This is a genomic window from Mycobacterium lepromatosis, from assembly GCF_000975265.2.
GTDB lineage: Bacteria > Actinomycetota > Actinomycetes > Mycobacteriales > Mycobacteriaceae > Mycobacterium > Mycobacterium lepromatosis.
The window spans coordinates 1,476,005-1,499,083 of sequence record NZ_CP083405.1; the positions used below are offsets into that span (position 1 = coordinate 1,476,005).

A 23,079-nucleotide genomic window follows, 5' to 3' on the forward strand; every position below is an offset into this window, starting at 1 on the left:
CAGTTCGCATACATGTCGAAAGACCCCGTCGTATGCGGTCCGCAAGGCTTCGTCGCCGAGCTCTCACAGCGGTTCCGCCGTGATAGCCGTGCCGGTAGGACGCATCACGATTTGCGCTGATCATGTATTCGACGGGGCCGATGTCATAGCGGACCTGCCGTGATCCTGGTTGAGGATGGTCAAATCCGGGCAGTCGATTTTGCTGGCCTGGTCTGTCCGTCGGATGTACCTCTGTTGGATCTGGGTGAGTTGACTATGTTGCCGGGTTTATGTGGATGCGCATCCGTGCTGGGATCCCCACCGGTCTACCCTCAAGCTTTAGCCAGCTACCCGGCTGAGGTGGCTCATCGGGTCGGATTATCGGTGACTGCACACGCCACCACTGGGGTCGCCGAAGTGCTCACCGCGTGTGTGGATGGGATCGAACACTGCACGTTTCGCAGCGAAAATGATGTCTTCGCTAGCCTGATGTAATTGCAATTATCCTTGCTCAGGAGGCGTGGTGTAGTGTGACGCTTGCTGGTGTGCACCTGGGGATAGCAGAGAATATAGTGTCGATTGGATGGGCTATCTGGCGAGAAACCTTTCAGCTCATAGATTCCCGTGGCGCGTGTTGTCTTGTCTGCCGATGTTGGTGTCAGCCCTGAAAACCCCATAACGTGTTGCCTCAAGATCTGGCGGATCTGTCCCGACCTGGCGTCACCGGAACAGAGGTGCTGACTTGAGTTGCTGCCGCTGCCAGCTGTGGGCTGGATTACCGCAAGGGCCGTAACGCACCCGGTTATGACGTTGATCTGCTGGCGGTTTCCTCCGGTGTAAAGCGACCACGACCTTGCTGGACTGTGCGACGTCAAAGCTGTCTGGCGCAGTGGAAACTAAGTGCCGTTGCACCCTTCGAGGGTGGTCTCAGCACCAGCGCGTCGCGCTGATCAAGTCGCACGATTGTGCGTTGACGTTATACGTTGACTGGGGTGGACGACACGGTTGAGTTGACCAGAACATCGAGGATCTGCTCGGCTGTTTGACAGGCTCCGGGCCGAGCTCGTCGAGTGTGTGGTAACAATAGATCAGTAGTGTGAACACGATTTGGCCACCAGCCCTCCGTTGCCAAATAGCTACCCGGCTACCTTGTTGGAGATGACGGCAACTAAGTTTCGGCACGCGAGATCAGCGAGTGGCACAACGTTGACTTGGTGCTGCTGTAGCGCGTGCAGCGTGCTACCAGACGCGCCAGTATGCATGAATCTCGAAGCAGCCGTGCACATGTACGCGGACGGTTAGGTGGCCGCATATGGAAAGCGGTTCACTGAGCGTGGGTTGGCTCCCGATCACGTTGTGTTCATCGGTGTGGATCTTCCCGAGGGCCTGTCACGTGCTGCCGGAATTATGAGTTCTACTGTCTTGGCGGTCGATCATGTACCTAGGAATCACTGAGGTAGAGATTGTCGCGAGGTTGCGGAAGCTGGTCAGCTGGACCGTGCCGCTGCCCCGTATGATGATTTAGGGCATGTATATTCATGCAGTTATGGAACATGATGGAGACTGAAGCAGTCAGTGCTGCGAGTGAGTCGCTGGAACGCCACTGCCGGGTGCGCGTTGGGTGACTGTCTCTTTTGCTGATCTCGCCGGATTTACCCGGCTGTATGAGGTGGTTACGGCAAAGGAGCTGGGGCAACTCGCCGGTCGACTGGGTGAACTCGCCCGTGATCTGACAGTCCTGCCGGTGCGCTACATCAAAACGATCGGCGACGCGGTGATGTTCGTCTAACTCGATCTGGCGCCGTTACTGGATGTGGTGCTGAAGCGTGTCGAAGTTATCTATCGACACCGATACTATTTTTCTCGGTTGCGCGCGGGAGTGGCCTCCGGGATGGTGGTGAGCAGGGCCGGCGATTGGTTTGGTAGTCCGGTGAATATGACAAGCCGGGTCACGGGGGCGGCACGGCCGGGCAGCGTGCTGGTTGCAGAGCCGCGGCATTCCACTGGTCATACGTCGGTCTACGTCGGCTCATGGGCATCCAGAGTGAGGTAAAACTCTTTCGGGTCCGGCGAGGGCGATGGATCTGACAAGTCGGACCTGCCTCAGATCCGTTCCCAGCACCTCCTCAAACGCTTTACATGTCGCTGACTTGCTGAGCTTGACTCGACAAAAGTTGCTGTGGCAAACGATTTAGCTGGTCGATTCGGCGCACAAGTAGGCCAGGAAGGAGCGCCTCTGGGGGACGTCTGGCAGCATCCTGCACTAGTCCCACGCGGCTGGTTATCCCCCGTTTCCGGCACTTTGGATGGGTTGCTTATGGGTTCTCTGTTCCGCTACCGAGCAATAGCAACAATAGCTCCCCAGATAGCAAAGTTTTCCGTGCCGAGCGTACTCGTTTGTGCTGGCCGCCGAGCAACCGGGTTGCTCGGCGGCGTGTTAGTCGGCTAGCTGGCCGACCGAAGGGTCATTCTGTTACTGCGACTGGTTTCGGGCGGCAGTTTCACCGGTGCCGAGCCATTGGTATTGGCAACGGTTTTATATTCGGTGTCGGTTAACTGATTAGTGTAACAGACATAACAGTGTAATGACGTAATCATGAAGCAATATCACACGCATGGGCGCAGATATGGTCGCCCTGGGGCTAGCAGCAGGCTACACAACCCGATCCAGTGGTGTAGTGGAATGGTTCGCTGGCCGCCTTCCCGATGACTAGTTTAGACGGCGATCCTATGATGATCGTCGACCGCTAAGAGATCACAGTCATCGGCAAGCGCCCTGAACCCGAGAGCCCTGGAAAGGAAGAAAGCGAGGCTCGCGCATAAGCGCATAAGAAGGTTGGGTCTCGTGATTCCGCGGAGAGACCTGGTCGGAACGGATGAGGATCACCGATGAAGCGCAGGAGCGACGCCTATATCCACTGCGTGGAAGGAGATGGTGCATCCACCAACTAGATCACTGCTGACTGCGTTGAGAAGGAGTATTTGATAGAGCAAGCAGGACAATGTGTTCGGGCAATACGCTCCGCGGGTCGCAGAGCTTGACGTCGAATACGAGGACTACCGGGCAGAGGACGCCGTGGTGATGCGAGCCTATTAGCTGATGTTGTCTGAAGCAGTGAATTCGATGACTGAGTGGAGTTCGTAGACACCGGCCGTCACCGAATCCGGGTTGGTCTCGTAGGCCACCTCGCTTTAGCCGGCTAAGGCCCCACGTAGGCTTGGGTCATCCGGTAATACGCCCCCCGCCGGGCCAGTAGCTTGGTGTGGCTGCCTTGCTCAACGATCTTGCCAGCTGCTACTACCAGAATGTGGTCCGCATCGCGGATAGTTGGAAGATGGTGTGCGATAATGAAACTTGTTCGATTCTGGAGAAGCTTGTGGGTGGCGCGCGCAATGAGGGCCTCGGTGCGGGTATCGACTGAGCTGGTTGCTTCGTCCAGGATCAATAGCTGTGGTCGGGCCAGGAATGCGCGTGCGATGGTGATGAGTTGCTTCTCGCCAGTGCTGATGTTGCCACTGTCTCCGCTAACCCGGGTCTGGTAGCCGGCCGACAGGGTGTGTACAAACCGGTCGACATAGGCCGCCTTGGCGGCTTCCACCACCTCGTCTTCGCTGGCCTGCGGCCGTCCATAGGCAATGTTTTCAGCGATCGTCCCGTCGAACAGCCAGGCGTCTTGCAGCACCATGCCGATTCGTGATCGCAGCGCATGTCTGCTCACCGTGGTGATATCGACCCCGTCGATCAGGATTTGACCAGAATCCACATCGTAGAACCGCATGAGCAGGTTCACTAGGGTGGTTTTGCCCGCTCCGGTCGGTCCGACGATCGCTACCGTGCTGCCCGGTTCGACCACCATCGATAGGTCGTGGATCACTGGGGTGCCCGTGCTATACGCGAAGCTCACCTGCTGAAACTCCACGCGCCCGTTAATGCGTGGCTCTTGACCGTGGGGCAGCGGCAGCACAGGGTCTGGCAGGTCCTCAGGCGCGTCGAGCAGGTCGAAAACCCGCTCGACACTAGCCAACCCGGATTGCAAGGTATTGTATATTCCCGTCACTTGGCTCAGCGGCGCGTTGAACTGCCGGACGTATTGGATGAATGCCTGGATGTTGCCAAGCGTGATGTGTCCGGCGGCTACCTTTAGGACTCCTAGCACAGCGACCACAACATATCCCAAATTGCCAATGAACGTCGTAGCCGGTGATACCAGACCCGAGAAGAACTGGGCGCCGAAACTCGCCTGGTAGACGTCATTGTTGAAGTTGTGGAATTGTTCTCGCGCTGCGGTCTGGTGGCCGAACGTCTTGACCACTGTGAACCCGCTGTAGGTTTCTTCGATATGGGCGTTGAGACGTCCGGTGCTCGTCCACTGAGCCACGAACAGCTGCCGCGAACGTTGCGCGATCACTCGTGTGGCTAGCAGCGACATAGGCACCGTCAGCAACGCAACTAGCGCCAGCAACGGCGAGACCGACACCATCACCGCCATCACCGCCACCACTGTCAAAAGCGACGTCAACAATTGGCTGAGCGTCATCGACAGTGATGATTGAAGGTTGTCGATATCGTTGGTGACCCGGCTCAGTAGCTCACCGCGCTGCTGTGTATCGCAGTAGGATAGCGGCAGCCGGTGCACTTTGTCTTCGACGTCGGAACGTAGCGCGAATATGATGCGCTGTACGGTGACGTTGAGTAACCGAGCTTGTGCCCAAGTCAACAGTGCGGAAACCAAATACAGAGCCAGCGCCAGTTCTAGCGTTCTCCCCACCGCGACGAAGTCCACACCTTGGCCCGGGACCACGTTCATCCCCGACAGTAGGTCGGCGAAGGCATTGTCACCACGAGTCCGGGCTGCAGCGACCGCCTGCGTTTTGCTGATTCCCGTAGGGAGCTGTCGCCCGATGACGCCGTTGAAAAGTAGGTCGGTGGCGTGACCGAGGACCCACGGAACGATGATCCCGATCACTGTGCCGGTGATGCCGAGTGTTATCACCGTGAGGATTAACCGACGTTGTGGCATCAGCTGTTTCAGCAAACATCCCGCTGTACCCCAGAAGTCGCGGGACCGAAGGGCGGGGGCAGCAGCCACGGTCACTGCGCATCTCTGATGTCGGCACCGGCTGATTGCGAGTCGGCAAACTCCGCATAGGTATTGCAATCAGCCAACAGCGAATCATGGGTGCCCGAACCTGCCAGCTTCCCGTCGTCGACAACGATCACTTGGTCAGCCTGTGCCGTAGTAGAAATTCGCTTTGTGACAACGATAATTGTGACGTCACGGCACATATCGCGCAGCGACTTGTTGACTCGTGATTCGGTGTGTACGTCGAGTGCGGAGAACGCGTCGTCGAATAGATAGATAGTCGGTCGGCGAATGATGGCCCGCGCAATTGCCAACCGCTGCCGTTGCCCACCAGAGAAGTTGATTCCGCCTTGGGCGACCCGCATGTGTAGCCCGTCGTTGTGTTCCCGGATGAATTCGTCGGCAGCGGCCACGTGCAGTGCTTCCCACATCTGATTGTCGGTGATAACCTGCCCGGGGGTCGCGCCGTAGCGTAGGTTGTCAGCGATAGTGCCGGAGAACAGGTAGCAACGTTGCGGCACCAGCCCGATTGCCGACCAGAGCCACTCGGTGTGGTAGTTGCGGACATCAACGTCGTCGACCAGGACCGCGCCGGCGGTCACGTCGTACAGCCGGCAGATTAGTGCTACCAGCGTCGATTTGCCCGAACCGGTACTACCGATCACTGCCGTCGTGGTACCGGGCAGCGCGGTGAACGAGATATCATGCAGCACTGGGCGATCGGTGCCCGGGTAGGTGAACGTCACGCCGTCTAAGCGCACCATGCCGGTAACTCCACCGCGCGGGAAGCGAGGGCATGGTGGGTTGCCAATGGCGGGGCGGGTTGACAATATTTCGGTGATCCGTTCTGCACACACCGATGCGCGGGGCAACGCCACCAATGTCATGGTAGCCGTCAGCACCGCCATCAGGATTTGGGTGAAGTAGGCCAGGAATGCGGTCAGCGAACCGACCTGCATCTGGCCACTGTCGATACACAGCCCGCCGAACCAAATCAGCGCAACATTGGACACACTGATAGTCAGCGCAGTGGTTGGTAGCATCAGCGCTTGCCAGTTACCCGCGTTGAGTGCGGCGTTCGAGAGCGCGATGTTGGCTTGCTCAAACCTGGTACGTTCAAAGGATTCACGGGTGAACGCACGGATCACTCTGATGCCAGACAATTGGTCGCGCATTACGCGATTGATGTCGTCGATCAAACTTTGCATGTTGCGGAAGAGTGGCAGCATATGCGAAATGATCCAGTAGTTCGTTATCGCTAAGATCGGGATGCTGACCAGCAACAGCCAGGTAAGCGCGGCCTCCTGGTAGATAGCCATGACGATGCCGCCGATGCACATGATTGGTGCGGTCACCAGCACGGTGCCGGATATCTGGACCAAGTACTGGATCTGCCGGACATCGTTGGTGGTTCGAGTCAACAACGTCTGCGTTCCAAATCGCGCGGTTTCTCGCTCGGAGAACGTGGTGATGTGATCGAACATCGCCGAGCGCAGGTCACGACCAAAACCCATTCCAGTCCGCGAGCCAAAATAGACCGCTCCGACTGAGCACAACGCCTGCAATCCGGTGACAGCCAGCATAACCATGCCGAGCCTGACGATGATCGCGGTGTTGCCTTTGGAGACGCCGTCGTCGATGATCGCCGCGTTGACCGTCGGAAGATACAGCGATGCCAGGGTGCCGATCAACTGCAGCACCATAAGTGCCGCGACTGGTCGCCGGTACGGCCGGATGTACTGACGCAGCAGTGCCAGGAGCATTTGGTAACTGTCGCACAGGACAGATGCCCGAGTCGCCACCGCCGCCGGATGGTTCGGTGCGGACGACGCCGTTGCTAAGGAGATGAAAATACCTGATCAGGGGGTGTGTCGGTGGTTGACTCGCTGGGCTGACGCTACAGTGCATCCTGTGGACCAGCAGCAGGCTCAGCAAGAGGTTAGCCACAGTGCGATGTGACGTGAGGGCGTTGGCCCTGGCGGCTCGGGGGTTGATAGCGCTGATGATCGTGATCCCGATGGTTGCGGGGTGCTCCAATGCAGGCTCTAACAAGTCGGGCGGGACGATGTCGTCGACGCCTGGGAATGCGGAGGGCCATCACGGCCCATTGTTCCCGCGGTGCGGCGGTATCAGCGATCAGACGATGTCGCAGCTAACGAAAGTTGCCGGGTTGACGAACACCGCTCGGAATTCGGTGGGCTGTCAGTGGCTGGCCGGTGGCGGTATCCTCGGCCCACACTTCTCGTTTTCGTGGTACCGAGGTAGCCCGATCGGGCGTGAACGCAAGACCGAGGAGCTGTCACGGGCGAGCGTTGACGATATCAATATCAACGGCCACAGTGGTTTCATCGCGGTTGGAAACGAGCCCAGCTTGGGCGATTCACTTTGCGAAGTTGGAATCCAGTTCCAGGATGACTTCATCGAATGGTCGGTTAGTTTCAGCCAAAAGCCATTCCCCCCGCCATGCGGCATCGCTAAGGAGCTGACTCGCCAGTCGATTGCGAACTCGAAATGATGGAGCGGATGCGTCTCAGTGTGCGGAATAGACGAAGCGTTTTTGCCGGTATCACTGTCATGGTTAGTGTAGCGCTGATTGTGACCGGTTGCTCAAGGTCAATCGGAGGTACGGCGGTCAAAGCGGGCTTGAGTAGCGTCCCACGCAACAATAATTCCCAGCAGCAATACCCGAACCTACTCAAGGAGTGCGAGGTGCTGACCACCGACATCCTGGCTAAGACGGTGGGTGCGGATCCGCTTGACATTCAGAGTACGTTTGTCGGCGCGATCTGCCGATGGCAGGCAGCCAATCCGGCGAGTCTGATCGACATCACCCGGTTTTGGTTCGAACAGGGCAGCCTCGCCAACGAGCGCAAGGTGGCTGATTTCTTGAAGTACAAGGTTGAGAACCGTTCGATCGCGGGTGTGGATTCGATTGTGATGCGCCCGGATGACCCGAATGGTGCGTGCGGTGTCGCCAGCGATGCGGCGGGAGTGGTCGGTTGGTGGATCAATCCTCAGGCATCTGGTATCGATGCCTGTGGACAGGCCATCAAGCTTATGGAGTTAACGCTGGCCACCAATTCCTAAACTAGATTCAGTGCGGCACGTGGAAGGCGACCAGCGCGGCACTCTCTAATTCGAGGTGTTGCCAGCGACCAGTTACCTTGAGCACTGCGATCCCCGACGTCGGGAATTTCGTCGAGATATGTTGGATGGCTTCATTTTTAGTTCCCGAGCCGGCCAGGGCGAGCGTTACGGCAGATATCGCCGGTTCATGGCTGACGATGAGTGACGTGGTGACCTCGTCGCTAACCGCCTTGATCTCCTCGATCACTGTGCCTGGTGCGGCTCCGTAGAGTCGCGCGGTGTATCGGACTGGAGCCTCGATGCCGCTGTGTGCCAAGGTCTCCCGGGCGCGCATAGCAGTTGAACACAGCACTTCTTCGATAGCAGGCACGTTGGCGCGCAGCCAATCACCTGCCAGGCCAGCTTCCCTGACCCCGCGAGGCGCTAGCGGTCGGTCATGGTCGGCTATGTGGTCTGGGACGCCCCGTGGGTATGATGACTTCGCATGCCGCATCAACACCAGAAGGCGGTATTCGTCCCTCATCCAGCTCACGTTACTCATCACGAAAGTGGGATTCGTTACACCGCACTCGGGCTATTATTGTTTCTGGCTTGCAGGAGTTTTTCGGGGTGTCATGAAGGTGTTGGTTTTTGGGCTGGCTGTGGTCTAAGGGGGTGGTGGGATCCATTGAGTGTTGCCGTTGGCGTGTTTTCGGGTGGTCCAGACGTCGGGTTTGAGGAGGCGGTGTTGGAGGCCGCAGCCAAAGGTCAGGTTGTTGATGTTGGTGGTGCGGTAGGTGGTGTAAGCAGTGGTATGGCGAACTTCGCAGTAGTAGTAGTCGGGTACGGTGCATCCCGGTGCGGCGCAGTTGCGGTCTTTGGCGTACAATAGCTATTCGCTGTGTGGGAGGGTGAGTCGCTTGGTGTGGTGGATATCCGGCTTTGTCTTTATTGAATAATGGCGGGTTTGCGGTGTCAGGCGGATCACGTTGCTCATGGGTACGATGGTGCAGCAGCCGGTGAGTATCTTGTCGTTGTCGGCGGCGTCCTCCAGCTCACTAAGTGTCGTGGTGACGATAATGGATTCCGGTAACATGTTATGTTGGAATATTTTTCCGAATCCAGCAGGGTGTGCAACGCGGTATCGATCCCATCATAATTGCGCTACGCGGGGTCTCGGTGTCTTTGTCGATGTCCTGTTTAGAAGGTGGGCCGTCCATGGCGGGGTTGCACATGCCGATGGTGGCCAATTTGGCTAACGCAGCTTCTAAAGTGGCGTGCAACTCGAGGGTGATCACGCCGCGCAGCGCCGACATGCCGTTGGCTTCTTGATTGCCCAACGTTAGTTCGCGTCGTCGTGCGCGGTCGTTGTTGCTATAGGTGCTATCTGGGTTGGGGTAGTCGGCGAGTCGATCGGCTAGCCTGGTCAGGTGTTCGTGACGAAATTGGTTTCTTCGCCTGGGTTTTATTGATTTCGTTATGTTTTCTAGTCGAGGCGCCGACTCAGCCAGGCAGTTGGTGGCACAACGGGTGGATCACCGCGACTGGGACGCTGCCGAGTGTCCGGCGCGCTGCGCTGTGGTGGCCAGTGCGGGTGTTAGCGCTTCGCCGGTGATTGACGTGCCGTTCACCGAAATCGGCGTCCTCCCGGATACGTCGGGGCGCTTCGGCACGGTTGATCAAGTGTTTACCTCGTCGATCGCGCGCGAAAGCTTGCCTCAGGCTCTTCGGGAGTGGCTTGGTGGGCAATGGAATTGATCAGTGTATGCTTCATTGCGGGCAACCGACGGCGCATGCGCTAACCACGCTCCAACAACACCAATCGTTCCGGGCTAGTTAATGCGTCGACGTCCAGCGTAGCCGCCCTGCCAACGCATCAAACGCAGCTGTGATCGCCTTCCAATCAACAACTGCAACCGACCTCACAGGTGCAAAACTAGTAGAACGCGCCGACAGAAAATGCCCACAGAAAACTACTGACATGAAATTGAAACAAGTGGTTTCGGTGACTGCAGTGGCTTGTTGCGGTGAAACGCAGCCGCTCGCCACGCAGCGCACACCCAACCTTCCGGGTGAGGTCTCGCGACTTGCCGGGGTGGCGCCCTAGACTCACGTTGTTTCGACAGCCACGCAAATTGCTCAGGGGAGACGGAATGCGATTTCTGCACACCGCCGACTGGCAGCTCGGCATGACCCGGCACTTCCTTGCCGGCGATGCTCAGCCGCGGTACTCGGCGGCCCGCCGCGACGCGGTGGCCGGGCTCGGCGCGTTGGCTGTGGAGGTAGGCGCCGAGTTCGTTGTGGTGGCTGGTGACGTCTTCGAGCACAACCAGCTCGCACCGCAGGTGATCAGCCAGTCCTTGGAAGCCATACGTGCCATCGATATCCCGGTTTACCTTCTGCCAGGCAACCACGATCCGCTAGACGCGTCGTCAGTGTACACTAGCGCGCTGTTTACCGCCGAATGCCCGGATAACATCACTGTGCTTGACCGAGCCGGTGTCCACCAGGTTCGGCCCGGACTCGAGATCGTCGCCGCGCCATGGCGGTCCAAGGCCCCGACCACGGACCTGGTTGCCGAGGTGTTGGGGGGATTGACGGCGAACATCGTCACGCGCGTGCTCGTTGCTCACGGCGGTGTCGACGCGCTTGACCCGGATCGCGACAAACCCTCCCTGATCCGACTCGCTGGGATCGACGATGCGCTGGCCAGCGGCGTGGTGCACTACGTGGCCCTAGGGGACAGACATTCGCTTACTCAGGTCGGCAGCAGTGGTCGTGTATGGTACTCCGGCTCCCCGGAAGTCACTAACTTTGACGACATCGAATCCAACCCCGGCCATGTCCTGGTCGTCGAGATCGATGAAAATGACCCGCGCCGCCCCGTCACCGTGACGGCCCGACATGTCGGTCATTGGAGGTTTTTCACATTGCATCGGCAGGTGGATACTGGCCGGGACATCGCGGATCTTGACATGAATCTGGATCAGATGACGGACAAGGACCGCAGTGTGGTGCGGCTCGCCCTGACCGGTTCACTCACGGTAACCGACCGCGCCGTGCTGGATGCTTGCCTGGACAAATATGCACGGCTATTCGCGTGGATAGGCCTCTGGGAACGCCACAGCGACTTAGCGGTGCTACCCGCCGACGGCGAATTTACTGATCTCGGCATCGGTGGGTTCGCGGCTGCCGCCGTCGACGAGCTGGTCGCCATCGCACGCGAAGGTGACATGGAATCGGCCGTCGATGCTCAAGCGGCACTGGCACTACTGTTGCGGCTCGCTGATCGGGGAGCGGCATGAAGCTGCACCGGCTGACGTTGATGAATTACCGTGGCACCGCGCGCCGGGAGATTGAGTTTCCGGACCGCGGTGTGATTGTGGTATGCGGAGCCAACGAAATTGGCAAGTCGTCGATGATCGAGGCGTTAGACTTGCTGCTGGAATCCCGAGACCGGTCGACGAAAAAAGAAGTCAAGCAAATCAAGCCGGTTAACGCCGATATTGGCTCCGAAGTCTGTGCCGAAATCAGCAGCGGACCTTATCGATTCGTCTATCGAAAGCGCTTTAACAAAAAATGCGAGACGGCACTGACGGTATTGACACCACATCGCGAACAACTAACCGGCGACGAAGCACACGAGCGGGTTCGGGCGATGTTGGCTGAGACGGTCGACAACGATTTGTGGCATGCTCAACGGGTGCTGCAGGCGGCGTCGACTGTCGCGGTGGATCTGTCTGGCTGTGATGCGCTGTCACGTGCGCTCGACTTCGCCGCAGGTGACCACGCTGAGTTGTCTGGAACCGAGCCATTGCTTATCGAGCGGATCGAAGCCGAGTATCGACGCTACTTCACTTCGACCGGACGTCCCACCGGGGAGTGGGCCGCCGCGATCTCCCGGCTATCCGATGCCGAGGTTGCGGTGGGGGAATGTGCCGCAGCGGTCGCCGAGGTTGACGACCGGGTGCGTCGTCATGCCGTTCTAACTGAACGCGTCGCCGGACTGGCGCAACAACGGCTCGCTGCTGGACCTCGGTTGGCCGTTGCTCAGGCCGCTGCCGACAAGGTCGCAGTCCTCACTCGCCAAGCACGTGAAGCTGAGCTAGTTGCAGCAGCTGCAGCCGCGACGAACGCTGCAGCAGTCGCAGCCCATACTTCGCGGCTGCAACTGCTCGCCGAAATCGACACTCGTGCTGTCGTTCTTGCTGCCGTCCAGGACGAAGCCCAAGAAGCCGTCGACGTGGTGTCGACGATGCGTGCTGATGCTGAGGCGTCTGATGTGGCAGTCGAGGAGGCTACCGAGGCCCTGATGGCTGCCCAACAGCGTGCCGATATCGCCCGGCGCACCGTCGACCAGCTCGCCGACCGTCAGGAGGCGGACCGGTTGAGCACTCGGCTGGCCAAGATCGACGCCCTCCAAGGTGAGCGCGACCTAATCTGTACCGAGCTATCCGAGGTCACGTTGACCGAGCAGCTATTGCAGCGCATCGAAAATGCCGCAGCCGCAGTGGATCGCACTGGTGACCAGCTGAAGTTGATCTCGGCGGCGGTGGAATTTACCGCCGCCGCTGACATTGAACTCATCGTTGGTCAACAACGAGTATCGTTGGCGGCAGGACAAAGCTGGTCGACAACAGTTACCGGACCCACCGAAGTTGAGGTTCTCGGTGTCCTGACTGCCTGCCTGATACCTGGCGCTACCGCACTGGATGCTCATTCTAAATACGCTGCAGCACAACAAGAATTATCCGTAGCGCTGGCTGCCGGTGATGTCGTTGATCTTGCGGAAGCACGATGTGCCGACCAGCGGCGCCGTGAATTGCAAAGTAGCCTCGACCAGTTGAATGCCGCTCTGGCCGGCGTATGTGGTGATGATCAGATCGACCAACTGCGGACACGGCTGGAGCAGTTACGCGACGGTCACCCTGGTGAAACTGATCTCTTAGCGGTGGACATCGGTTCTGCCCGTGCTGAACTCGAAGCTGCCGAAACGGCTCGCGCGGTCGCCGACTTCGAACGCGAGGTTCGTCGTCGTGCCTCAGCGGCTGCAAGCTTCCGTCTTGCCGAAACATCAGCTCGGGCAAATTTTTTATTGAAAAAAGCGGAAAATCAACGCGCTGAGCTCGATCAGGACACCAATCAGTTGGCCCAGCAGCGGGCGTCGGTCAGCGATGACGACCTGGCTTCAGCTGCGGAAACCGGTTTGCGGGCGGTGCAAACGGCGGAGCAACGGGCCGCCGAGCTGGCTGAAGAGTTGGTCATCGCGGCACCGGAAGCGGTGACCGCAGAATTGGTAGCTGCGACTGAGGCGGCTGAATCGTTGCGTGATCAACACGAAGATGCTGTCAGCGCATTGCGTGAGATCAGCATCGAACTCTCGGTTTTCGGCACTGAGGGGCGGCAAGGCAAGCTCGACACCGCTGAGGCGGAGCGTGAACACGCGGTCAGCCAGCACACGCAGATCGGCCGTCGAGCGCGGGCCGTGCAACTTCTGCGTTCGGTAATGGCACGCCATCGCGACACCACACGGCTGCGTTACGTCGAGCCTTACCGCACAGAATTACAACGGCTGGGCCGACCGGTGTTTGGTCCCACTTTCGAGGTCGACATCGACAGTGACTTGCGGATCCGCAGCCGCACCCTGGAGGGCATTACAGTGCCTTTCGAGTCCCTGTCAGGCGGAGCCAAAGAGCAACTTGGCATTCTGGCACGGTTTGCCGGCGCCACCTTAGTCGCCAAGGAAGATACCGTTCCGGTGGTGGTCGACGATGCGCTGGGATTCACCGATCCGGAACGGCTGGCCAAGATGGGGGAAGTGTTTGACACCGTGGGTGCGCACGGACAGGTGATCGTGCTGACATGTAGTCCCGACCGATACGATAGCTTCACGGGCGCACACCGCATCGATCTCAACGTTTAACTGTTCTGCGCAGGCCGGCTCGGCCTACCGCTACTCAGAAGGTGGTGGGCGATTTCTGCAGAATAGAACCAATGGTGGTCCGACATCGATGAGGATGAATGCCAAGCGCCGGATGCGCGAGAAGCTGGCAGGACTGCCTGGTGTGCGATCGGCGCGTCGGCCGATCTCGCCGGGCAATGCCGAAGAAGGGTATGATTTGTACTACGTGAGCACCGGACACAAGTTTGCGTACCCGCGGTAATCTATCCCGGGAGGCCCGGGAGTGGCGTATACAAAGAACAGTGGTGTCGCGACGCTGCTGCCGGTATTTATGTCATAATGATCGAACACCGTGGGGTCGGAATGTCACCCCACGACTAGTTTGAGGTGTTGGCCCAATGCTCACCGTCAATCAGGTCGTCGACTATGTTGCAGCGGCGCTTGATGACGCCCAGATGAACTGAACTCGGCCGTCATCTACAGCACCGATATCGCGGCGGGATTTGGTGTCCGTTACTTTGTCAAGGCGCCGGCGATGATCCTTGATTCGCTGTTATTGTCGTGGGGTGACATCGTGGTGGTGCGCGATGCCATTAGGGGCGGCTCCTGCCGGGCGATAATCCAGAAACTGCCGCGCTGGCGCTCAAGGTTCGCTAACTTGTCGACGCATGACTAGATGGCATCGCGTCGGCGGGCCGGATTGCCGCGACAGTTCACGGCTACGTTAGGGCCTTGCTACTCGATTGCCAGTTCGACCTGTTGCTCAGTGGTCGAATTAATCTAATTAATCGTGGCAGGTACTGTCCGGGTTCGTCACGGTGGCTAGTCGCACAGTGCCATACCGTTATGAAATCGACTTGGTGAACCACATCGCATTCCGCGACCTCGATTGCGCCGTTGAACCCGATAGCGTTCCGCTAGAACCGGCCACGGCGATACGTGCCACAGCCACCAATGTGGTTGCTTTCGAGGACGAGCCGTACAACTTGGTGACCGAGTTGCCGAAAGTCGGTTGACCAGCGATGGTGTTTTCCGGTGACTGCGATCTCGTCACACCATATGCGATGGCCAAGTGTCTCGTGTCGTTGGTGCCGAATGCGGTGCTATTGATACGCCCGACGTGTTCGGTCGTGCGGTTGCTGTGGAAGGTGATCGACCTGGCCGCCGCAGCCGAAGGTGCCCTGTCGGCTATACTGCCGCTGCGGCGCTGTCTCAGTTCTGCATGAATCCGATGGCGGTGTAGTTCAAGTCGCTGAAGCCGGTCGCGCCAAAGTTGGCCAGCGTGTTGCGGACGGCGACGTCGCCCGGAGATTGGGTTAGCGGCAAGCTGAACCCTTCGGCCCAGATCAGCTTGTCGACTTCGTTGGCCAACGCGCGCGCCTTAGCGGGATCTAGTTCGGCCAGCGTTTGTTCGATCGCGGCGTCTACTGCCGGGCTACTGATCTTGCCGAAATTGCTCTCTCCGTCGGATTGATAAATCTGGGTGAGCGCTGACAGTGGGAATGCGTCGCCGACCCAGCCGAACTGCACGATATCGAAAGCCCCCACGTTGACGTAGTTGGTGAAGAAGCCGCTGCCGGCTTTGGCTTGAAGTTCAAGTTTGACGCCGATTTGTGCTAGATTGTGCTGGGCGATCTGAGCAAACTCTCGGCTTCCCTGCGCGTCGTAGAACAGATAGCGGATGACTAGTTGACGGCCGTCCTTCTCCCGGAACTGACCGTTGAGCTTCCAGCCCAGGGCATCGAGCTCATGTTGCGCCTGCTTCGGATCGTAGCTGACAACGCCGCTGTTGTCCTGGTAGCCCTCCTGCCCGTCTATGTAGACGTGGTTGTTCAACGGCTCGGGATTATTGGCTAAGCCGTACTGAACTACCTTGGCGATGGTCCGCCGGTCGATGCCTTTGGACACCGCGAGGCGCAACCCCTTGTCGGCTAGGATGGCCCCAGTGGCTCCGTTGAACGTGAAGTGAGACCAGCGGGGGGCTGGGGTGCGCCGGATAGAGATGCCGTTGGTGCGCTGTGCGGTGATCAGCTGGTCTAGCGTGGCGACTCCGGTCGCATCGATCGTGTTGTTTTGCAATGCTGGTAGCCTTGCGGCGTCATCGAGGACCAAGTAGGTAATGCTTTTCAGGCGGGGTGTTGTCCCCCACCATTTCGGGTTGCGGGTCAACACGATCCGCTGTGTGGTTCGATCCAGTGACGACACAATAAACGGACCGGCTGACGGTCCCGGTCCGTCGAGCTGGCCCTTGTTGAACGTCTCGGGTGTGGCGGTCATCGTGGCAGGCAGCAGCATGCTATTGCCGGCGAACATGCCGCGCCACTCGGCGTACGGCTGGGAGAAGGTCACAACGGCCTGCCGATCGTTGACCCCAGGGCGTACTGATGCTACGCGCTCGCAGCCGCTGGTTCCGGCGATCTCGAATGCTTTATTCTTGCCGCTATTGGCGTGGATTTGGCGGTCGATGTCTCGCCAAGTGATCGGCGTGCCGTCGGACCAGACCGCTTTTGGATTGATGGTGTAGGTGACCACTTGCGGGGAAGTGCTAGTGAGTTTGATGCTGGTGAAGTAGTTGATGTCGACAGTCGTCGAGCCGTCTGTACCGATGATGAACGCTCGCGGCATGGTGGCTTTCATCATTGAGGCGACCTCGGCGTTGTTGCCATCGAGGTGCAGAATGTTGAAGTTTGCCGGAAAGTCGGTCAATGCCAGCCGCAAGTTTCCGCCGTCTTTTAGCGTGGCCGGATCCTGGGGGTTGATATCGTTGGTTTTGCCGAGCGTAGTGTTTCTTGCTGCGGACGGTACAAGACGGTTGCTTGCGGAGCATCCGGTCAGGATCAGGCCGACCACCAGCAATGCCGCGACGACCCGACTAGGCATGATCATCCGACCTCCGGCCGTGGTACCGCGCCCAGCAACCTTCGCGTGTAATCATGCTGCGGATTGCGGAAGACATCGTGGCTGTTGCCTTGCTCGACAATGGTGCCGGCGAGCATCACGGCGACTTGATGCGCGAGATGTTTGATCACCGAAAGGTCGTGGGACACAAACAGGTACGACAGCCCGAACCGGTCTTGGAGGTCAAGTAACAGGTTAATGATGCCAGCTTGGATGGATACATCGAGTGCGGACACTGGTTCGTCTAGTGCCAGAATTTTGGGTCGCAATGCCAGTGCTCGCGCGATACCGATGCGCTGCTTTTGTCCGCCGGAGAACTCGGCCGGATAACGAGTTGCGTCGGCACGGCACAATCCCACGATGTCGAGCAGTTCAGCGACCCGCATGTGAGTATAATTCTTGCTGAAGCCATTGGCGTGCAACGGCTCGGCGATTAGTTCGAAGACTGGTAGTCGGGGGTCCAGCGACGCTGCTGGGTCTTGGAACACAATTTGAATGTTGCGTCGCAGCGATCGTCGGCTTGCCCGGTTGAGCGTGGCGACATCGATGCCAAGCACTTCGATCGATCCTGATTGTGGCGCAGCGAGTCTTAGGATTTCGTGCAGAGTGGTCGATTTACCTGATCCGGATTCACCGACGATCCCAAGGGTGCGACCCTGCTGCAACTCGAAATTGACACCGTTGACCGCGCGGATTTCACCGATAGCGCGGCGCAGCACCGCACCCTTGGTTAACCGATATGTTTTCACCAGATCCCGTACCCGCACCACGACCGATGAATCGCTGGTTGCTGATGTGCGGGTGTCGATGTTGATGCCGTAGATGTCGGCGGCACTGCGCCCGTCGACCTGGTTGGTGCGGATGCAGGCTGCGCGGTGACCAGTCCTGACTTCGACCAAGTCTGGTTCTCGCAACCTGCATTCGTCGACTACCAGCGGGCAACGCGGTGCGAACGGGCATTCTTGTTGGAGGCCGGCCAACGAAGGGGGACCACCGGGTATTGGAACTAGCCGGGTTCCCTGTGTGGCGTCCAATCGAGGTACCGATCCCAACAGCCCTACGGTGTAGGGCATCTGGCGCTCCCGGTAGAGGTTGTGCACTCGGGTTGACTCGACGACCCGGCCAGCGTACATGACCAGCGCCTGGTCGGCGAACTCGGCTACCACACCGAGATCATGGGTGATGATGAGCACACCGGCGCCAGTGACGTCGCGCGCCGTCTTGAGCACTTCTAGGATCTGCGCTTGCACGGTGACGTCTAGTGCGGTGGTGGGCTCGTCGCAGATCAGCAGGTCGGGATCGTTGGCGATCGCGGTAGCGATGACCACCCGTTGCCGTTCACCACCGGACAGCTCGTGCGGAAAGGCGCGAGCGCGACGTTCTGGCTGGGCAATTCCAACTAGCTCAAGTAGTTCCACGGCGCGTCGGTGAGCAGCCTTCTTTCCCACCCGCGGCTGGTGCACCTTAATTGCCTCGGTGATCTGGTCACCAACGGTGTAGACTGGGGTTAGTGCAGACATAGGATTTTGGAAGACGGTGCCAATCGCTTTGCCGCGAAACCGCGACATTGTCTTGTCGGCAAGCCCCACGAGTTCGGTGTCGTGTAGCCGGATCGAGCCGTGCACCTGAGCGTATTCCGGAAGCAAGCCCACTATTGCCATCGCTGCTGCGGACTTACCCGAACCCGATTCACCGACCATGGCTACAACTTCTCCGGCGTCGATGCGATAGCTGATGCCGCGCACCGCGGCCACCGGTTCACCATTTGTTCTGAACGTGACGGCTAGGTCGGTTACCTCCAGTAGCGGGCTCATCACCGTAGGATCTTGCTGACCGGGTCGAACGCATCGCGCAAACCATCGCCGGTCAGGTTGGCGCAAACCAGAATTACCACCAACACGCCGGCTGGACACAAGAAAACCCAAGGGAACGTGGTTGCGGACTGAGTGCCGTTGGCGATCAAAGTGCCTAACGATACATCCGGTGGCTTAATGCCGAAACCGAGAAAGCTCAAACCAGTTTCGGCCAGGATGGCGGAGCCCACGTTGAGTGTGGCGTCGATAATCAAGATTGACGCCACGTTGGGTACCACGTGGCCAACGATGATGCGACGACTGGAAACGCCCATATACCTTCCGGCCCTGATGAATTCGCGTTTGCGCAAGCTCATGGTCATGCCGCGCACCATGCGAGAGCTGACCATCCAGCCAAAGCCGGCCAGCAGCAGAACGAGCAGCATAATGTTGTCCGAACTCTTGGTTCGTGGTGACATGATGGCGATGAGGACGAAACTGGGCACCACCAGCAATAGGTCGACCATCCACATCAGTACTCGATCCCGCCAGCGCCCGAAATAACCCGCGATCGACCCGACGGTGGCGGCGATGCTAGTGGATATAAACGCCACACAGACACCGATCAACATAGATTTCTGCATTCCCCGCAGCGTTTGTGCCAACAAGTCCTGTCCCAGCGCGTTAGTGCCCAGCCAGTGCCGGGTGTTCGGTGGCTGCAGCAGTGCGTTGAAATCAAGATCGTCGTAGGAATAGGGCAGCAGCGACGGCAGCAAATAGCAGGCGACGAACAGCAGTACTAGCAGTACTAGAGATGCCGACGCGGTTCGGTTGTGCGCAAACCGGCGCAGCACTAAGGTGCGCCGAGAAGCGAAATTTGCTTCTTCCAAACTGGATAGGTCTTCGGTGAGGATCACGACACTCGGACCCGCGGGTCAAGTGCTGCATAAATGACATCGGAGAGTAAGCCGGCTAACAGTATGACCGTGCCGAAGAAGACCGTGATGGCCGCGATAATATTGGTGTCCTGATTAGCGACACCCTGCACCATCCATTCACCCATGCCGTGCCAGCCGAAAATCTTCTCGACGAACAAGGCTCCGGTGACCAGCCCGGCGACCCCATAGGCGAACAGGGTAGCCATCGGGATTAGTGCGGTACGCAATCCGTGTTTCAGCAGCGCGCGTCGACGGGTGAGCCCTTTGGCGCGGGCCGTCCGAATGAAATCTTGGCTGAGGACGTCGAGCATCGCGTTGCGCTGATATCGGCTGTATCCAGCGGCACCAATCAGCGCCAGCGTCAGCGTGGGCAGGATCAAATGCCGCAACCGGTCGATTATGTGAGCCCACACCCCACCGTAGATGCTCGGCGACGTCTCTCCGGTGTAGTCGAAGAGCTGGATGCCAACGGCCCAGTTCACCCGCAGCGCGCTTAAGATCAACAGGTTGGCGATCACGAATGTCGGTGTGCTAAGCACCAGCAACGCCAGCAGGGTGACCATGCGGTCGCTGAGTTGGTACTGGCGTATAGCACCCCATGCCCCGGCTGCCACGCCCAGTACCGTTCCTGTCACGGAGCCAATGGTCAGCAACCGCAGGCTGACTCCAACACGGCGGCCCAAGGTGGCGCCTACCGGTTGCCCGGTGATGGTGATGCCAAAATCGCCGCGTATGGCGTGCGAGGCCCAGTTTGCGTAGCGAATTGGTATGGGCTTGTCCAAGCCGAGTTCATGGGCTTTGGTGTCAACCATGGCTTGCGGCGGGTGGGGACTGCGCTGCAGCAAGCTGTCCAGCGGCGCGAAAGCCATTGAAGTTAGACAATAGGTCAGAAACGATGCCAGCGCTAGCAGCACGACGTAGTTGAGTAATCGGCGTGCCAAAAAGCGAATCATGGCTGACCATCCCGCTCGTGTCGCATTGGGACAGATTAGCGAGCTGACAGGAATATAGTGACATTGCACAGTACTGACGCAGTGATCGGCGTCGCGTAGCACGACGGTGCGCCGGGCTGGACTGTTTTAATCGAGCTGATGCTCATGCGTGAAATCCGAGTGATCAACTGTATAAAATTGACCGCGAAATTGATCTGTGTAGCAAATTCCATATTGCGATACTAAAGGAGGTTTGCATGGTGATTACCGATGATTATTTGGCTAACAATGCTAAATGTGCGACCATCTTCGTGGGGCTGCTTTCTATGCTGTTGAGCAAACATGTCGCAGTGGTCGTATGTATGGATGCGCGGCTCGACGTTTACCGTCTGCTGGGCCTCAACGAGAGGAGGCCCACGTCATCCGGAACGTCGGATGGCGTCGTCACTGACAACGCCATCAGCTCGCCGGCTATCAGCCAGCGGTTACTTAGAACTCGGTAGATCATACTGATTCACCACACCGACTGCGGGATGCTTACCTTAACCGAAGACTTCAAGCGCGTTATCCAGGACGAGACCGGTGTGAAACCGTCATGGGCGGCCGAGGCCTTCCCCGATGTCAAGGCAGACATCTGCCAGTCGTTGTGCCGCATCTGGAACAGTCCACTTGTAACCAAACATGTGTTCTTGCGTAGGTTTGTCTTCGACGTCGCCAGCGGCAAGCTTAATGAGGTCACGCTTTAGTCCGCAACAATGCAGCCCGCATAGCGGGGTGGAGCAAGCTAGGAAAAATTCTTCGAGATTGCCGTCAGGGACTACGTTATCCCTAGGGTACCATAATCCAAAAAGCAATCTTGGCGATTGTTTGAATCCTCCTGATCTGTAGTGCGGCAACTGTGCCAATTGATTACGCCTGGCAGGCGCGGATCACCAAGCTGGCCCATGCGTCAGCCGACCGTATAGATGGCAAACGCCTTAGCGAGCAGTCGGTCTTGTGGATCGATGATCTCGGTCTTGTAGTTGAACAGTGACCGACCACGCCGCAATACTCAGCCCACTCCGATTACATCGTTGGCTCGTGCCGGCGCCATAAAGTCCAGCGTCATCGACACCGTCCCACGCCTCGGAGTTCGGGGGCGCTGCTGCGCCCACACCAGGCCGCCACAATGACGGTCAGATTAGCAGACTTGGCTAGGGCGGCGATGACGCCGCCATGCACCTTGTCCCCGACGGTGACCTTGGACAGGTCCCAAGGCAGCCGCACTTCGCCGTTGGAGAGCTGGGCGGTGATGATTCCCAGCGTGGCGACACGCGGCTACTGGGACAGGAATTGCGCGATGACGTCGCGGCCATTGCGTGGTCCCGTAGCATCGTAAGGAGCCGGTTATTTATCCATGTTGTCGCACCACCAGGAGTCGCCGAAAGAGGAGTCTGAGGAGCCTGGTCTTGTTAATCCCTTTTCGCGGGCAGGGCTGGGGGTAGGCTGGTTCTGTTGAGGACAACATAAAGTAAAGATGGTTATTTCTGCCAAATTTATCGGGAATTTTAGCAGGAATCTTATTATTAGCGATGTAAAGTCTGGCCCCACGGTTGGTCAATAAGAATTGAGCTACTTGCGTTCGCTCGAGGCTGCTGAGGTCTATATTAATTATTCGTGAGTTGGCCGCCGAGTTCGAGCGGTCGGTGCCGTTGTTCGCGGGTGGCAAAGATTCCATTGTTATGCCGCCCTTGGTGCTCAAGGCTTTCCGGCCTAGGGGTTCCTGTTCCCGGTGCTGCATGTCAATACGACGGGTTCATCGCGATCCGCGATGAACCCGTAGCGGAGTCCGTGTGTGTGCTTACTCGTGTCGTCGTTTCAAGACGATATCGACATCGGGCGGGTCGTTGAAATGATCTCGTCGAGAAATCCGATTCAAACCGTGACGTTGTTGCGTGCCATCCGGGAAAACAAGTTCGACGCGGCATTCGGAGGAGCGCAGCGTAAAGAGGAGAAGGTGCGTGACAAGAAGCGGGTGTTCGGTTTCAGTGACGAATTCGACCAGTGGGCCCCTCAAAGCTCCGCGGCACGAACTGTGGAATCTCTACAATGATCGACACCACCAGGGCGAGTACATCCGAGTCTTCCCGTTGTTCAATTGGACCTAGTTCGACACTTGGTCATACACCAGAACTGGGAAGGTTACGTTGCTGTCAATCTGTTGCACACACCGGCGCAAGGTGTTCACCCGCGACGGCATTTTGCCGGCCGTACATCGGCACATGTAACCACACGCCGATGAGCCGGTATATCAAGGCGATGGTGCGATTCCGCACCATCGGGAACGTAGCTTGCACCGGATGCGTCGAGTCGACGGTATCAACCGTAGCTGAGGTTGTCGTCGAGATTGCGATGTTTCGGCTGGACCGAGCGCAGGTTAGACCAGGGCTGACGACCGGATCTCTGAGGTTGGTAGGGAAGACCGTAAACGGCAAGATTACTTCTGAT

General features: G+C 58.3%; 19 protein-coding genes and 4 pseudogenes. 13 read left to right on the forward strand and 10 right to left on the reverse strand.

Going from position 1 to position 23,079, the window contains the following annotated elements; all coding sequences use genetic code 11:
* Positions 1-159 precede the first annotated feature (159 nt).
* The 3 genes and pseudogenes from MLPF_RS07060 (at position 160) to MLPF_RS17335 (ending at position 3,076) form a co-directional block, all read left to right on the forward strand.
* The gene (locus tag MLPF_RS07060; RefSeq protein ID WP_050039049.1) at positions 160-474 is read left to right on the forward strand and encodes a hypothetical protein; all 315 of its coding nucleotides are present in this window, start codon (positions 160-162) and stop codon (positions 472-474) included.
* A 650-nt stretch (positions 475-1,124) separates the two neighbouring features.
* Positions 1,125-2,067: pseudogene (locus MLPF_RS17330) on the forward strand (adenylate cyclase regulatory domain-containing protein); the annotation flags it as partial.
* A gap of 916 nt (positions 2,068-2,983) precedes the next feature.
* The gene (locus tag MLPF_RS17335; protein ID WP_156147049.1) at positions 2,984-3,076 is read left to right on the forward strand and encodes a hypothetical protein; all 93 of its coding nucleotides are present in this window, start codon (positions 2,984-2,986) and stop codon (positions 3,074-3,076) included.
* Positions 3,077-3,179: 103 nt separating this feature from the next.
* On the opposite strand, the gene MLPF_RS07075 is transcribed toward MLPF_RS17335, so the two are convergent.
* The gene (locus MLPF_RS07075; protein WP_045842913.1) at positions 3,180-5,075 is read right to left on the reverse strand and encodes an ABC transporter ATP-binding protein; all 1,896 of its coding nucleotides are present in this window, start codon (positions 5,073-5,075) and stop codon (positions 3,180-3,182) included.
* Positions 5,072-6,826: an ABC transporter ATP-binding protein gene (locus MLPF_RS07080; RefSeq protein ID WP_045842954.1), complete on the reverse strand. Its 1,755-nt coding sequence runs from the start codon at positions 6,824-6,826 to the stop codon at positions 5,072-5,074. The genes MLPF_RS07075 and MLPF_RS07080 overlap by 4 nt, the downstream gene beginning before the upstream one ends.
* Positions 6,827-7,011: 185 nt before the next feature.
* On the opposite strand from MLPF_RS07080, the gene MLPF_RS07085 reads away from it, so the two are divergent.
* Entirely contained in the window at positions 7,012-7,578 is a 567-nt protein-coding gene (locus MLPF_RS07085; protein WP_045842914.1) for a DUF3558 domain-containing protein, read from the forward strand.
* Positions 7,579-7,637: 59 nt separating this feature from the next.
* Entirely contained in the window at positions 7,638-8,150 is a 513-nt protein-coding gene (locus tag MLPF_RS07090; RefSeq protein WP_175266384.1) for a DUF3558 domain-containing protein, read from the forward strand.
* A 7-nt stretch (positions 8,151-8,157) separates the two neighbouring features.
* Here the strand turns inward: MLPF_RS07090 and MLPF_RS07095 are convergent, their stop codons facing one another.
* Positions 8,158-8,673: a SixA phosphatase family protein gene (locus MLPF_RS07095; protein ID WP_045842915.1), complete on the reverse strand. Its 516-nt coding sequence runs from the start codon at positions 8,671-8,673 to the stop codon at positions 8,158-8,160.
* Between the two features lie 144 nt (positions 8,674-8,817).
* Here MLPF_RS07095 and MLPF_RS07100 point away from each other — a divergent pair, with 144 nt between their 5' ends.
* Entirely contained in the window at positions 8,818-9,021 is a 204-nt protein-coding gene (locus MLPF_RS07100; RefSeq protein ID WP_156147050.1) for a hypothetical protein, read from the forward strand.
* On the opposite strand, the gene MLPF_RS15755 is transcribed toward MLPF_RS07100, so the two are convergent.
* Together MLPF_RS15755 and MLPF_RS15760 are read right to left on the reverse strand one after the other, a co-directional pair.
* Positions 9,022-9,225 carry a DUF222 domain-containing protein gene (locus tag MLPF_RS15755; RefSeq protein WP_156147051.1) on the reverse strand — a complete coding sequence of 68 codons (204 nt, stop codon included), beginning with the start codon at positions 9,223-9,225 and terminating at the stop codon, positions 9,022-9,024.
* Position 9,226: 1 nt separating this feature from the next.
* On the reverse strand, positions 9,227-9,640 hold the full coding sequence (locus MLPF_RS15760) for a DUF222 domain-containing protein (protein WP_156147052.1): 414 nt from the start codon (positions 9,638-9,640) through the stop codon (positions 9,227-9,229).
* Between the two features lie 7 nt (positions 9,641-9,647).
* Between MLPF_RS15760 and MLPF_RS07110 the strand changes: the two genes are divergently transcribed.
* The 5 genes from MLPF_RS07110 (at position 9,648) to MLPF_RS17345 (ending at position 15,047) form a co-directional block, all read left to right on the forward strand.
* Positions 9,648-9,887, forward strand: a complete 240-nt coding sequence (locus MLPF_RS07110; RefSeq protein ID WP_162196909.1) for a hypothetical protein — start codon at positions 9,648-9,650, stop codon at positions 9,885-9,887.
* 395 nt (positions 9,888-10,282) lie between these two features.
* Positions 10,283-11,434 carry a metallophosphoesterase family protein gene (locus tag MLPF_RS07115; protein ID WP_045842916.1) on the forward strand — a complete coding sequence of 384 codons (1,152 nt, stop codon included), beginning with the start codon at positions 10,283-10,285 and terminating at the stop codon, positions 11,432-11,434.
* A complete protein-coding gene (locus MLPF_RS07120) occupies positions 11,431-14,052 on the forward strand; it encodes an AAA family ATPase (protein WP_045842917.1) in 2,622 nt (873 codons plus the stop codon). Before MLPF_RS07115 ends, MLPF_RS07120 begins: the two co-directional genes overlap by 4 nt.
* A gap of 88 nt (positions 14,053-14,140) precedes the next feature.
* A complete protein-coding gene (locus MLPF_RS17340) occupies positions 14,141-14,293 on the forward strand; it encodes a hypothetical protein (protein ID WP_420329593.1) in 153 nt (50 codons plus the stop codon).
* 598 nt (positions 14,294-14,891) lie between these two features.
* A complete protein-coding gene (locus MLPF_RS17345) occupies positions 14,892-15,047 on the forward strand; it encodes a hypothetical protein (RefSeq protein ID WP_420329595.1) in 156 nt (51 codons plus the stop codon).
* 196 nt (positions 15,048-15,243) lie between these two features.
* Here MLPF_RS17345 and MLPF_RS07130 read toward each other — a convergent pair whose 3' ends face one another.
* Genes MLPF_RS07130 through MLPF_RS07145 form a run of 4 tightly spaced genes read right to left on the reverse strand, consistent with a single transcriptional unit; the run spans position 15,244 to position 20,613 of the window.
* A complete protein-coding gene (locus MLPF_RS07130) occupies positions 15,244-16,917 on the reverse strand; it encodes an ABC transporter family substrate-binding protein (RefSeq protein ID WP_045842918.1) in 1,674 nt (557 codons plus the stop codon).
* On the reverse strand, positions 16,914-18,743 hold the full coding sequence (locus MLPF_RS07135; protein ID WP_045842919.1) for a dipeptide ABC transporter ATP-binding protein: 1,830 nt from the start codon (positions 18,741-18,743) through the stop codon (positions 16,914-16,916). The genes MLPF_RS07130 and MLPF_RS07135 overlap by 4 nt, the downstream gene beginning before the upstream one ends.
* The gene (locus MLPF_RS07140) at positions 18,743-19,612 is read right to left on the reverse strand and encodes an ABC transporter permease (protein WP_175266387.1); all 870 of its coding nucleotides are present in this window, start codon (positions 19,610-19,612) and stop codon (positions 18,743-18,745) included. The genes MLPF_RS07135 and MLPF_RS07140 overlap by 1 nt, the downstream gene beginning before the upstream one ends.
* 23 nt (positions 19,613-19,635) lie before the next feature.
* Positions 19,636-20,613: an ABC transporter permease gene (locus MLPF_RS07145; protein ID WP_045842921.1), complete on the reverse strand. Its 978-nt coding sequence runs from the start codon at positions 20,611-20,613 to the stop codon at positions 19,636-19,638.
* A 236-nt stretch (positions 20,614-20,849) separates the two neighbouring features.
* Here MLPF_RS07145 and MLPF_RS07150 point away from each other — a divergent pair.
* Positions 20,850-21,338: pseudogene (locus MLPF_RS07150) on the forward strand (beta-class carbonic anhydrase).
* A gap of 203 nt (positions 21,339-21,541) precedes the next feature.
* Here MLPF_RS07150 and MLPF_RS07155 read toward each other — a convergent pair.
* A pseudogene (locus tag MLPF_RS07155) lies at positions 21,542-21,894 on the reverse strand (PaaI family thioesterase).
* Positions 21,895-22,198: 304 nt separating this feature from the next.
* On the opposite strand from MLPF_RS07155, the pseudogene cysD reads away from it, so the two are divergent.
* Positions 22,199-23,078, forward strand: a pseudogene (cysD, locus tag MLPF_RS07160) (sulfate adenylyltransferase subunit CysD).
* Position 23,079 lies beyond the last annotated feature (1 nt).